Source organism: Actinoplanes sp. NPDC051470 (assembly GCF_040682035.1).
Classification (GTDB): Bacteria; Actinomycetota; Actinomycetes; order Mycobacteriales; family Micromonosporaceae; genus Actinoplanes.
In genome coordinates this window covers 114,411-126,724 of sequence record NZ_JBFBAA010000030.1, presented here as the reverse complement: position 1 = coordinate 126,724, position 12,314 = coordinate 114,411, and the positions used below count along the sequence as shown (strand labels likewise).

The following is a 12,314-nucleotide window of genomic DNA, read 5'->3' as shown; positions in this document are numbered from 1 at the left end:
CACGCGGCGATGGTCCAATGGGCCATGATCATCATCATGACCCGCCGCCTCGCCCGTCACCAACACACCTAAAACCCTTATTTACCAGGGTCTTAGTGGGGGCATAAGCACACCTCGCGGGGCGTTCGCGACCGCCGGTCGTGAGGCAGAGGGCAGTGCGGGCGGCGCATCCGGGCGAGCAGCAGCTGCGCTGCGGGAAGGCGTCGTGTCGGTCGCATGCCGCTTTCAGGATGTGGAGGTTCCGCCGGGCGACATGATCGGACGGCTGGTGGCCTTCAACGGCGGGTGGAGCTCGGCCAGTTCCTCTGCCTTTATCTGTTGTACCTGCTGGGTGACGTGATGAGGCGAACCCGGCGGTGGCGGCGGGCCGAGCCGGTGCTGTTCGGCGGGCTGGTCATCGCGGGGCTGGCGCTGTCGCTGCTTCCGCACTGACCACTGCAGATGGAAGACTTGCGTTACTGCACGTCAGAGGCATTTACAGCGTTGTCGCGCGGGTGGTCGCGCCGCTACCGTCAAGGTATGACCGACCACGACCATGAGCACGGATGGCGGCACCGGCTCCGGCACGCCGTGACGCCACACTCGCACGACTCCGCCGACAAGGTGGACTCCGCGCTCGAATCCTCCCGTGAGGGCCTGCGGGCGTTGTGGATCTCCCTGGTGGTGCTGGGAATCACCGCGGTGACGCAGGCGGCGATCGTGGTGTTCTCGGGGTCCGTCGCGCTGCTGGGGGACACGCTGCACAACGTGGCGGACGCGTTGACAGCGGTGCCGTTGGGAATCGCGTTCCTGCTGGGGCGGCGGGCGGCGACCCGGGCGTACACCTATGGTTTCGGTCGTGCCGAAGACCTGGCCGGCGTCGTCATCGTCCTGGTGATCGTCGGCTCGGCCGTGCTGGCCGGGTGGACCGCGGTGGCGCGGCTGCTCGACCCGGAGCCGATGACCCACATCCCGTGGGTGCTGGCGGCCGGGGTGATCGGCTTCGTCGGCAACGAAGTGGTGGCCCGCTACCGGATCACCGTCGGACGGCGGATCGGATCGGCGGCGCTGGTGGCCGACGGGCTGCACGCGCGGACCGACGGGTTCACGTCGCTGGCCGTGGTGCTGGCCGCCGGTGGCGCGTGGCTGGGCTGGTCGTGGGCGGACCCGGTGGTCGGCCTGGCCATCACGGTCGCGATCCTGGTCGTCCTCAAGGATGCCGCGCGCGAGGTCTATCACCGGCTGATGGACCGGGTCGACCCGGAGATCGTCGACCGGACCGAGCGGGAACTGCGTGGGCTCGAGGAGGTCCGCGACGTCTCCGGGCTGAAGCTGCGCTGGATCGGCCACCGCATGCACGCTGAGGCGTCCATCGTGGTCGATGCCGGCTTGAGTCTGCTGTCGGCGCACCGGATCGCCGCCGACGCCGAACATCAGCTGACCCACCGGATCCCGCGGCTGGCCGGGGTGACCGTGCATGTCGATCCGGACACCTACGCCGGCGACGGGCACCACGTGGCGCTGTCGCACGAGCATCGGCAGCACGTCGCCGATCGCTAGCGCCGGTCGGCGCCGAAGCGGGCCTGTTCGCCGGCCTCGGCGTCCATGGCGGCGGCGTGGCGGTGGCCTTGGGAGTGCTCGCCCGCGCTGATCGCGGCTTCCGATGGCCGATCCGCTGATCATGTGACGTCGCGGCGGGTCGTGGTCAGTACGGCCGCGGCGGTGAACGCGGCCGCGTACCCCAGGAGAACGAGCCCGGCCACCCACTGAGCCGGACCGTCGGTGGCGGTGGGCAGCCGGTCGAGGGCGGAGCCGAGAGCGAACGGCAGCCATTTCCGGGCGTCGCCGATGAGCTGTCCGACGAGTCCTTCGATGAGGGCGAGCCAGGCCAGGGCGGTGGCGATGGCACCGATCTGGTTGGTGATCAGGGCGCCGACGCCGACCCCGAGAGCGGCGAAGACAGCGTTCCAGGCGATGCCGCCTGCCACCGTACGCCAGAGATCGGTGTTGTCGAACTGGATGGTCTCACCGCGCACCGTCAGCCACACCGCGGTCGAGCTGAGCGCGCTGATCGCGGCGGCGAGGCCGAACCCCAGGCCGGCCGCGGTGTAGACGGCGAGTTTGGCCAGCACGACGCGGGCACGGCGGGGGACGGCGAGGTAGGTGTCGGAGACGGTGCGGTGCCGGTGCTCGCCGGCCACCGCGGTGATGCCGAGGACCAGCGTGAACAGCGACACCAGGCCGAGATGGGCGACGGCCTGCTGCTGGACGCCGGGGTCGGCGAGATTGTCGCCACGCAGCATCAGCCCGCTGACGCCGAGCACGATGATCAGCTGTGCGGCGGCGAGCAGCAGCCAGGCGCCGCGGGTGGTGCGCAGCCGGAGCCATTCGGCGGCCAGGATCGCGGTCATCGGGTGCTCCCGGTGGTGAGGCGCAGGAATTCGCTCTCGAGGCCGGCGGGTCCGGACAGGTCGGTGAGCGGGCCGGCGTAGCGGACGGTGCCGTCGTGGACGATGACGACCCGGTCGGCGGTCTGGGCGACCTCGGCCAGGACGTGGCTGGAGACGACGATGGTGCGGCCCTGGGCGGCCAGGTCGCGCAGCAGGCCGCGCAGCCAGGCCATGCCGGCGGGATCGAGGCCGTTGGCGGGTTCGTCGAGGACGAGTACGGGTGGGTCGCCCAGCAGCGCGGCGGCCAGGCCGAGGCGCTGCCGCATGCCCAGCGAATAGCCGCCGACGCGCCGGTCGGCGGCGGCGCTGAGGCCGACCTGGTCGAGGACGACGCCGACCCGGGCGTCAGGGAGGTCGGCGAGGCGGGCGGCGACGCGCAGGTGCTGGCGACCGGTGCGGCCGGGGTGCGCGCCGGACGCTTCGAGCATGGCGCCGACCGTACGGCGGGGATGGTCGAGGTCGGCGTAGTGGCGCCCGCCGATCAGCGCGGTGCCGCCGGACGGCCGGATCAGGCCGAGGATCATGCGCAGGGTGGTGGACTTCCCGGCGCCGTTGGGACCGAGGAAGCCGGTGACGCCCGGTGTCAGGTCGACGGTGAGCCGGTCGACGGCGGTCACCGGCCCGAATCGTTTGGTGAGGTCGCGTATCGCGATGTCGGTCATGACGCTCACCCTCGCGGGCCGGGCCGCCCGGTGTCGTCACCTGCCTGGGGCATCGTGAAGATACCGCGGTCGCGGTACGCCGCGGCCCGCGCTCCGGCCATACGGTGTTCGGTGTGAACGTCATCGGCCGACTCCGCCACCGCGCTCGCTACCGGCCGCACCTGGCCGACCTGGTCGTGGCCATGACCGTGCTGCTGGTGACGTTGCTGACCACGACCGCGCCGGGCCATCTGCGCGACGGGCCGGCCCTGGCCGCCGCCGCGATCGCCTGCGGTGCCCTGCTGGTGCGGCAGCGGCTGCCGTACGCCACGCTGGTGGTCAGCACGGTGGCCGCCGAGGTGTATCTGGCGTGGTACCAGAATCTGAACGGCATGCTGATCCTGGCCGCGCCGCTGTTCGCGCTCTACACCGTGGCGGAGCTGTCCGAGCGCCGGTGGGCGCTGCTGGCCGGGATCCTGCTGGTGCTGGGCGTCGGGATGTTCCACACGGTCGGCGTGCCCTCGCGGGTCCTCGGCCCGGAGAATCTGGCCCTGGCCGCGCTCGGCGCGCTGGCGGTCGCGGCCGGCACGGCGGCCCGACACCGGCGGCTCTACCTGGCCGAGGTGGAGCGGCGGGCCCGCGACGCCGAACGAGACCGGGGCACCGAGACGCGCCGCCGGCTCACCGAGGAACGGCTGCGGATCGCCCGGGACCTGCACGACAGCGTCGGTCACCACCTCGCGCTGATCACCGTGCAGGCCGGGGTCGCCCAGCACACCGCGACCGGCGCCGATCCGGCTATGCGCCAGACCCTGACCGGCATCCGGCAGAGCAGCAAGGCCGCCCTCGAGGAACTCCGCGAGTCGGTCGGGCTGTTGCGCGGGCCGGGTGACGACCCGGTGCCGCGGCAGCCCGCCGCCGGGCTGGACGAGCTCGACGATCTGCTCGACCGCTTCCGTGGCGCGGGGCTGGACATCGCCTGCCACCTCGACGGTGACGGCGGGCGTCTGCCCTGGGCGAGCGATCACACCGCGTACCGGATCGTGCAGGAAGCCCTGACCAACGCCCGTAAACACGTAGGCCCGGTGGCGGTCACCGTGTCGCTGCGCCACGACCCGGAGGCGGTGACCGTCATCATCGACAACGACGGCCCGGTCCGGCCCGGCCGGGACGGGCACGGCATCACCGGCATGCGGGAACGGGTCACCGCGCTCGGCGGCACGCTGCTGGCCGGCCCACGGCCGGACGGCGGGTTCCGGGTCGCCGCCGTGATTCCGGTGCTCAGATGATCCGCGTCGTCGTGGCTGACGACCAGCCGTTGCTACGCGCGGGTTTCGCCACCCTGATCGGTTCCGCCCCCGACCTGTGCGTCGTCGGCGAGGTCGGCCACGGCGACGACGTGCTCGCCCTCGTCCGCGCGACGCCGGTGGACGTCGTGCTGATGGACATCCGGATGCCCGGGATGGACGGGCTGGAGACCACCCGCCGGATCACCGCGGACCCCCGCCTCGCCGCGGTGCGCGTGCTGGTGCTGACCACCTTCGAGATCGACGAGTACGTCTTCGCCGCGCTTCGTGGCGGCGCCAGCGGCTTCCTCGGCAAGAGCGCCGACCCCGCCGACCTGCTCGACGCCGTCCGGATCGTGCACCGGGGCGAAGCCCTGCTCACCCCGGCCGCGACACGCAGCCTGATCGCCCGCTACCTCGCCCGGCCCGAGCGGGCCGACCCGCCGGACACCGCCCGGCTGGCCGCGCTGACCGACCGGGAACGCGAGATCCTCGCCGTGGTCGCCACCGGCCTGACCAACGACGAGATCGCCGACCGGCTCACGCTCAGCCCGCACACCGTGAAGACCCACGTCAACCGCACGATGGCCAAGCTCGGCGCGCACGACCGCGCCCAGCTCGTCGTCATCGCGTACGAGACCGGGCTGGTCCGCCCCGGCCGGGCCTAACCGGACGGCTTGGACCGCGGTGTCGTACCCGTTGACCAGCTTGATGGCGTCGGTCTGTCCGGCGACGGCGCTGCCGACGACCCGCCCGGATGCCGGGTCCTGCACGAAGGTGCGCAGCTGGGCGAGCTGGTCGGCGGGAAGCTCCGGCGGGTAGTGCACAAGGTCACGGTGCGCGGCCGCAGCTGGCACGACCCCATCGCGGACCTCTCGGGGGCGGCTCAGCCGAACCGCCCACCCGGCCGAACAGTGCCTTGTGAGGGCCATCGAGGAAGTGCTGCACGACAGCAAGCGCACCAGGGTCGTCCGGATCCATCCCGCCGACGGCTCCGCCCCGATCATCCGTAAGGAGCCCCTCGGGCCCGGCGCGGCCGGACGGCTCCGCAACGAGCTGGCGATGCTGCGCCGTCTCGACGGGGTGGACGGCATTCCGCGGTTGATTCCGCAGACGCCGGACGGCACGCTTGCCTACGCCGACACGCCGGTCGGGCCGCTGGCCGCGTTGCCCTCGCCGTGGGACGTGGGACCTTTGCTCCTCCTCGCTCACCGGCTGGCGACCACGCTCGCGGCGGTCCACCGGCAGGGCGTGGTGCACCGCGACGTGAGCCCCGCGAACATCCTGGTCCCGCTGGTGGACGGGCGGCCGGCGCCCGAGGGGCAGCCCATGCTGATCGACTTCGAGCTGTCTACCACGATGGCCGAGGATCGGTTCGCGGCGGTTCTCGAGGAGGGACTGGCCGGGACGCTGCCCTATCTGGCACCCGAACAGACCGGGCGCACCGGCCGGCCGGTCGACCACCGGGCCGATCTCTACGCGCTCGGCGCGACCCTGTACGAGCTCGAGACCGGCCGGCCGCCGTTCGGCCGGGACGGCGATCCGCTACGCCTTGTGCATGATCATCTTGCCCGCATGCCGGTGCCGCCCGCCGAGCTGAATCCCGACGTCCCGGCTCTGCTGTCCGAGATCACGATGCGACTGCTCGCGAAGGAACCGGATCGGCGGTACCAAAGCGGTGAAGGGCTCGCCTACGACCTGGGCCGGCTGCGCGACGGCGCCGGCGGGTTCCCGCTCGGCGAGCGGGACTTCCCGATGCGGCTGGCACCGCCGAGCCGGCTCATCGGCCGCGACGAGCCGCTCGCGACCCTGCGCGCCCTGTTCGCCGAGGCGGTCACCGGCCACCGAGGCGTAGCCCTCGTCACCGGTCCGCCCGGGGTCGGCAAGACCGCACTCATCGCCCGGCTCCGCCCTGCCGCGGCGGCGGCCGGCGGCCGGTTCGTCAGCGGCAAGTTCGACCAGTACCGTCGCGACCTGGGTGCGGACGCCGTCGGGCAGGCGTTCACGGCGCTCGGCGTCCAGCTGCTCGCCGAGCCCGAGGAAGAGGTGGCCCGGCTGCGCGCGCGCCTGCTCGTGGATCTCGGTGCCACCGCCGGGCTGGCCGCCGCTCTGTTCCCGCCGTTCGCGGCGCTGCTGGGCGTGCCGGCCGAGGAGGAGGCCGACGACACTCGGACGGTCGGGGCCCGGATTCGCCAGATGGGCCTGGGCCTGCTGCGGGCCATCGCCAGCAGCGCGCATCCGGTCGTGTTCTTCCTCGACGACCTGCAGTGGGCCGCGCCGACCGCGTTCGCCTTCCTCGACGCCGTGCTCGACGAGCCCGACCTGCCCGGCGTGCTGGTGCTCGGTGCGTTCCGCGAGGCGGAGGTGGACGAGGCGCACCCGCTCACGCCCATCCACAACAGGCTCCGGCAGGCCGGCCGGGAGGTTCGGCTGGACAACCTGCCGCCGGGCGACCTCGGCAAGCTGCTCGCCGAGATGCTGCGGCTGCCAGGCCCCGAGGCGGCGCCGCTGGCGGAGCTGTTGGCGGCCCGCACCGCGGGGAACCCGTTCGACACGGTCGAGCTGGTCAACGCCCTGCGTCGGGAGGGCGCCCTGGTGCCCGAGGGGGAGGGCTGGCGGTGGGATCCGGGTACGCTGCGCCGGTTCGTGGGGCGCGGTGACGTGGTCGACCTGCTCAGCAGCCGGATCGAGCAGCTGCCGCCGGCGAGCCGCGAGCTGCTCGAGGTGATGGCCTGCCTCGGCGGCGAGGTCGAGGTCGAGCTGCTGCGGATGGCGTCCGGTCTGCCGGCCGGCGCCGTCGGCCTCGGCCTGCTGCCAGCGGCCGAGGACGGCCTGGTGGTGGTGAGCCGGGAGGGGATCCCGGTGGTGAGCTTCCGGCACGATCGGGTGCAGCAGGCCGCGTACGGGCGGCTGAGCGCGCCCGCCCGGGCACGGCTCGGCCTCGATGTCGCTCGCCGACTCGCGGCCGATCCGCGATACGCGGCGGCCGCCGCCCAGCAGTACCTGCCGGCCCTCGACGTGCTCACCGACCCGGCCGAGCGGCACGCCGTTGCCGGCCTGCTGCGCAGCGCCGCCGCCACCGCCCGGATGGTCAGCAACCACGTCGCCGCCGAGACGTTCCTCGCCGCGGCTCTCGACCTCCTCGACCCGTCCGACGACAACTACCGTGCCGTCCAGGCGGAGTGGCACGTCGCGCTGTGCGGACTCGGCCGGTTCGCCGAGGCCGACGTCGTGTTCGAGACGCTGGAGGCGGCCGGACAGGATCCGGTGCGGCACGCCGGAACGGTCTGCGCGCAGATCGTCGGCTACACCAACCGCGGGATGGTCGTGGAGGCGGTCCGCCTCGGGCTCGGCCTGCTCCCTCGGCTCGGCGTGCCGGTGCCGCCGCCCGCCGAGATGGGCGCGGAGATCGGCGCGGGCGTGGAGACGCTGTACGCGTGGCTGGCCGACGGCGACGCCGAGGACGACCTGCGCCGGCCCGACTTCACCGACCCCCGCCTGCTCGCCGTCGCCCGGGTGATCAACCGGCTGATGCCGCCCGCGTTCTTCTCGGACAAGGTGACCTTCGCCTGGCTGGTGATGAGGGCGGGCGAGGTGTGGATCCGGCGCGGCGCCGCGGCCGAGCTCGTCGGGCCGTTCGCCCACGTCGGCTTCGTCACGATCCCGGTGCGCGGCGACTACGCGGCGGGATACCAGGCCACGCGCCGGGTGATCGCGGTCAGCGCGGCCCGCGGGTACGAGCCGGACACGTCGCAGGCGAAGTTCCTGCACGCCCTCAGCACGATCGCGTGGTTCGAGCCTGTCGAGCACGGCGTGCGCCTGGGGCACGAGGCTCACGACGGGCTGCTGCGCGGCGGCGACCTCCAGAACGCGGCTTCCACCTACTACGTGACGCTGCCCCAGCTGGTCGACTGCGGTCCCGACCTGGACGTGCTCGGCGCCGAGGCGGACGCGGCCCTGGCACTGTGCGATCGGATCGGCTACGACCACGCCGGCGCGGCCTTCGTCTCGTACCGTCAGCTGTGTCGGGCCCTGCGCGGCGAGACCGCCGGCCCGGGCCGGTTCACCGACGACGCCTTCGACGAGGGGTCCCACCTCGAGTCGGCGGCCACGAACCCGACCGCGCTGGTGAACTTCCACATCGTGCGGGCCTTGGCCGCGGCGGTCTTCGGCGACGACGCGGCACTGGCCCGCCACGCGGCGGCGGCGGTGCCGCTGCTGCCGGTCATCACCGCGACCTACGGCAACGCGACGGCGCACATCCTGGCTGTGCTCGGGGCCGCGCACCGGGCCCGCACGGCGAGCGGCGCCGAGCGGGAGGCGGCGCTCGCCGACCTTCGTGTGAGCCGGGACTTCCTGGCCGCCAGGGCGGCCGACCAGCCCGGGAACTTCCGGCATCTGCTGCGTCTCGCCTCGGCCGAGGAAGCGGTGCTGGCCGGGGACTTCGCCGCCGCGGCGGCCGCCTACGACGCCGCCGTGGCGGACGCCTCGGTGGCCCGCCGTGCCTGGCACGCCGGCCTGATCTGTGAGCGGGCCGCGAGCTTCTTCCATGCCAACGCCATGGAGCACACGGGCGATCGGCTGCTCTCGGATGCGTGGGGTGCGTACGCCCGATGGGGCGCGATCGGTAAGACCCGCCAGCTGGAGCGCGACAACGGATTCCTGGCAGCGGCGCCCGCCCGGACCGGCAACCCCGGCGCGCTGACCACGTCGAGCAGTCTCAACGTCTCCACGGGGGTGATCGACCTGCTCGCCGTGCTGGAGGCCGCCCGGGCGCTGAGCTCGGAGACCGACCTCGACCGGCTGCGCCTGCGGGTCGAGCAGGTGCTCAGTGCGATGACCGGCGCCACCGCGGTACGGGTGCTGCTGCGGGACGAGGCGGGCGGCGGGTGGATCCTGCCCGCCGACGCGATCGTCGGCCGTCCCGCGCTCCCCGCGGCCGAGGCTGCCGGCTTGCTGCCGCTCACCGCCGTGCGTTACGCGGAGCGCACCGGTGAGCCGATGCTGGTCGAGGATGCCTCGCGCGACGACCGGGTCGCCCGCGACCCGTACTTCGCCGGCCTCGACCACTGCTCACTCCTCGTCGTCCCGGTGCTGAGCCAGGGCGTACCCAAGGCGATGTTGGTCCTGGAGAACAGGCTGACCCGGCAGGCCTTCACCACCGCCCGGTTGGACGCGGTGCTGCTCGTCGCCGGTCAGCTCACCGTCTCGCTCGACAACGCGCTGGTCTACGCCTCGCTGGAGCGCAAGGTCGCCGAGCGCACCGAGGAGCTGGCGGAGGCGAACTGCCGGCTCGAGCAGCTGACTCTGACGGACCCGCTGACCGGCTTGGCCAACCGCCGGCGGCTCACCGAGGCGCTCGAGGCCGAGTGGGTGCGAGCCCTGCGATCCGGCGAGCCGATCGGCCTGGCGATGATCGACATCGACAATTTCAAGAAGTACAACGACCGCTACGGCCACCAGGGCGGCGATGAGTGCCTGCGGCGTGTGGCGAGGGCCTTGGCCGCCAGCGTACGCGGCACCGACGTGGTGGCCCGATACGGCGGCGAGGAGTTCTCGATCATCATGCCCGGGACCACCCTCGCACGCGCCGGTCAGGTCGCCGAACGGGCCTGCCAAGCGGTGGCCGAGCTCCGCGAACCGCACGCGCTGGCCGACCGAGGCATCGTCACGATCAGCGCGGGCGTCACCGCGGCCGCTCCGGCGACCGGCGCCCAGCCGGACAGCCTGATCAAGCTGGCCGACGAGGCCTTGTACGACGCCAAGCGAGCCGGTCGCAACCGCGTCGTCACCACCTGAACCCCGCAGCTGTCGATGCCTAATGACGAGATACCGGCCGTACAGTCGGATCGTCGAACGCCGTCCTGGAGAGGTTGGGCTCTGGTGTCAGGAGGAAGTTCCGCTGCGAGCTGGGCTCGGTGCCGGGCAGTTCTCGCTGACGTGCCGGACCTCGTACTCGCGGTCGTCGGTGGTGATGCCCGATGGCCGGCCGGCGAAGTACGCCTCCACCTTCTGCCGGCCGATCCTCTGCTCGTAGTGCAGGTGCGGGGGCGCCGGACCGGCCGGTGCTGCCGACCTTGCCGATCTGCTGACCGATCTGCACGCGCTGCCCCTGCTCGACCATCGGTGGCTCCAGCAGGTGCAGGTATTGCGTCTGCCACCGGCCGCCGTGGTCGAGCCGTACCCAGTAACCGCCGCCGGTGCCTCGAGGACCTTTCGGGTTCTGTTGGGTGACGAACCATCGGAAACTCTCAACCGTTCTCAGAGCGGTCGAGGCCCACACCGATTCAGTGCGGGCATTCGTCGTCTCGGGGCGAGGTCTCGGCCGGCGGGCCGCCGCGGGAGGCCGCCTACCGGATGCTGAGTCTGCTCGGTCCGGGCCTCGCCGCCGACGACGCCTTCACGGCCGAATTGGCCGTGCGCCTGGCCGGGGGTATGAGCGACCGGCGCCGCCCCGTCGAGGGGCGGCGCCGGAGGAGATCGCGGTTCTGTGGGCTACCAGAGGATGCCGGGCTGCGGAATCTCCGAGCCGGCGGCGAAGTAGTTGTGCCACTTCCAGCCGGTGCCGGAGAAGGAGGTGCCGGTGGAGCGGGCCACGTAGACGTCGGCGGCCGCGCCGCGGGTGAACGTCACGATGTCGTCGCGCCCGTCGCCGTTGAAATCACCCGTGCCAGGGATCTCGGACCCGGCGGCGAAGTAGTTGTGCCACTTCCAGCCGGTGCCGGAGAAGGAGGTGCCGGTGGAGAGGGCGACGTAGACGTCGGCGGCCGCGCCGCGGGTGAACGTCACGATGTCGTCGCGGCCGTCGCGGTTGAAGTCACCCACCGACGGCAGTTCGGTGCCGGCGGCGAAGTAGTTGTGCCACTTCCAGCCGGTGCCGGAGAAGGAGGTGCCGGTGGAGAGGGCGACGTAGACGTCGGCAGCCGGGCCGCGGGTGAATGTGGCGATGTCGTCGCGGCCGTCACCGTTGAAGTCGCCGACGGCCGGGATCTCGTTACCGGCGGCGAAGTAGTTGTGCCACTTCCAGCCGGTGCCGGAGAAGGAGGTGCCGGTGGAGAGGGCGACGTAGACGTCGGCAGCCGGGCCGCGGGTGAATGTGGCGATGTCGTCGCGGCCGTCACCGTTGAAGTCGCCGACGGCCGGGATCTCGTTACCGACGGCGAAGTAGTTGTGCCACTTCCAGCCGGTGCCGGAGAAGGAGGTGCCGGTGGAGAGCGCGACGTAGACGTCGGCAGCCGGGCCGCGGGTGAATGTGGCGATGTCATCGCGCCCGTCACCGTTGAAGTCACCGACCATTGGTGTCTCCGTGCCGGTGGCGAAATGGTCATGCCATTTCACGCCGGTGCCGGAGAAGGAGGTGCCGGTGGAGAGCGCGACGTAGACGTCGGCAGCCGGGCCGCGGGTGAAGGTCACGATGTCATCGCGCCCATCACCGTTGAAATCCCCGGCGACACCGCTGAACCCGCCCCCGGGCGGCGGCGCGGCCGACGCCGAGGTGGCCGGAATCTGCACGATCATCGTGACGGCGGCGGTCGCCGCCAGGCTGACGAGACGCGTTAGCGAAAACATGATGATGGTCCCCGTTTCTGTCTGATGAATTGCCGGGCAGTCGACTGTGATCCGGATCAAACTAGCGCTGATCCGCGCATTAGCCGCTCTTCAGTCTGATTGCTGTCCAGAACCAGTAGAAGCCACATCTCGGTCGGGCCTCAGGTAGCCTCCCGGCTCCCGCGAAGCGGGGGCGATGTGGCGTACGCGTGGACGACAGCGGCGCCGGCAGATTTCAACGCTGGCGTGGCGCCAACGGATCTGGCGTCCGAAGCCGCTCAGCGTCGCGTCATGGATCTGCGTGCTCAGGCGGCGGCGGGTCGGGTGCCGGCCTTCGAGTCGCATGCGTATGGCGTCAGGACTAGCACCGGCGCCTGATATCTGGTTGACCAGCGCTGACGCCGGCGTGA

Annotated in this window: 8 protein-coding genes; 4 read left to right on the top strand and 4 right to left on the bottom strand. The window is 72.2% G+C overall.

Annotation, left to right across the window (positions count from 1 at the left end):
- The first annotated feature begins 519 nt into the window (after positions 1 to 519).
- On the top strand, positions 520 to 1,539 hold the full coding sequence (locus AB0M54_RS37740) for a cation diffusion facilitator family transporter (protein ID WP_364326342.1): 1,020 nt from the start codon (positions 520 to 522) through the stop codon (positions 1,537 to 1,539).
- Between the two features lie 119 nt (positions 1,540 to 1,658).
- Here the strand turns inward: AB0M54_RS37740 and AB0M54_RS37735 are convergent, their stop codons facing one another.
- The gene (locus AB0M54_RS37735) at positions 1,659 to 2,390 is read right to left on the bottom strand and encodes a hypothetical protein (RefSeq protein WP_364476717.1); all 732 of its coding nucleotides are present in this window, start codon (positions 2,388 to 2,390) and stop codon (positions 1,659 to 1,661) included.
- Positions 2,387 to 3,091 carry an ATP-binding cassette domain-containing protein gene (locus AB0M54_RS37730; RefSeq protein ID WP_364326336.1) on the bottom strand — a complete coding sequence of 235 codons (705 nt, stop codon included), beginning with the start codon at positions 3,089 to 3,091 and terminating at the stop codon, positions 2,387 to 2,389. The genes AB0M54_RS37735 and AB0M54_RS37730 overlap by 4 nt, the downstream gene beginning before the upstream one ends.
- A gap of 113 nt (positions 3,092 to 3,204) precedes the next feature.
- Here AB0M54_RS37730 and AB0M54_RS37725 point away from each other — a divergent pair, with 113 nt between their 5' ends.
- The 3 genes from AB0M54_RS37725 (at position 3,205) to AB0M54_RS37715 (ending at position 10,155) form a co-directional block, all read left to right on the top strand.
- A complete protein-coding gene (locus tag AB0M54_RS37725; protein WP_364476715.1) occupies positions 3,205 to 4,359 on the top strand; it encodes a histidine kinase in 1,155 nt (384 codons plus the stop codon).
- Positions 4,356 to 5,024 carry a response regulator transcription factor gene (locus tag AB0M54_RS37720; RefSeq protein ID WP_364476713.1) on the top strand — a complete coding sequence of 223 codons (669 nt, stop codon included), beginning with the start codon at positions 4,356 to 4,358 and terminating at the stop codon, positions 5,022 to 5,024. The genes AB0M54_RS37725 and AB0M54_RS37720 overlap by 4 nt, the downstream gene beginning before the upstream one ends.
- Before the next feature lie 253 nt (positions 5,025 to 5,277).
- Positions 5,278 to 10,155 (top strand): diguanylate cyclase, encoded by a 4,878-nt coding sequence (locus AB0M54_RS37715; protein ID WP_364476711.1) that lies wholly within the window; start codon positions 5,278 to 5,280, stop codon positions 10,153 to 10,155.
- A gap of 19 nt (positions 10,156 to 10,174) precedes the next feature.
- Here the strand turns inward: AB0M54_RS37715 and AB0M54_RS37710 are convergent, their stop codons facing one another.
- Positions 10,175 to 10,639 carry a M23 family metallopeptidase gene (locus tag AB0M54_RS37710; protein WP_364476709.1) on the bottom strand — a complete coding sequence of 155 codons (465 nt, stop codon included), beginning with the start codon at positions 10,637 to 10,639 and terminating at the stop codon, positions 10,175 to 10,177.
- 212 nt (positions 10,640 to 10,851) lie between these two features.
- Positions 10,852 to 11,925 carry a VCBS repeat-containing protein gene (locus AB0M54_RS37705; RefSeq protein ID WP_364476707.1) on the bottom strand — a complete coding sequence of 358 codons (1,074 nt, stop codon included), beginning with the start codon at positions 11,923 to 11,925 and terminating at the stop codon, positions 10,852 to 10,854.
- Between the last annotated feature and the right edge of the window lie 389 nt (positions 11,926 to 12,314).

What these genes read in the sequence shown, in the direction of transcription:
- AB0M54_RS37740 (WP_364326342.1), top strand. Translation starts at nt 520, where the DNA reads ATGACCGACCACGACCATGAGCACGGATGGCGGCACCGGCTCCGGCAC.
- AB0M54_RS37735 (WP_364476717.1), bottom strand. Translation starts at nt 2,390, where the DNA reads ATGACCGCGATCCTGGCCGCCGAATGGCTCCGGCTGCGCACCACCCGC.
- AB0M54_RS37730 (WP_364326336.1), bottom strand. Translation starts at nt 3,091, where the DNA reads ATGACCGACATCGCGATACGCGACCTCACCAAACGATTCGGGCCGGTG.
- AB0M54_RS37720 (WP_364476713.1), top strand. Translation starts at nt 4,356, where the DNA reads ATGATCCGCGTCGTCGTGGCTGACGACCAGCCGTTGCTACGCGCGGGT.
- AB0M54_RS37705 (WP_364476707.1), bottom strand. Translation starts at nt 11,925, where the DNA reads ATGTTTTCGCTAACGCGTCTCGTCAGCCTGGCGGCGACCGCCGCCGTC.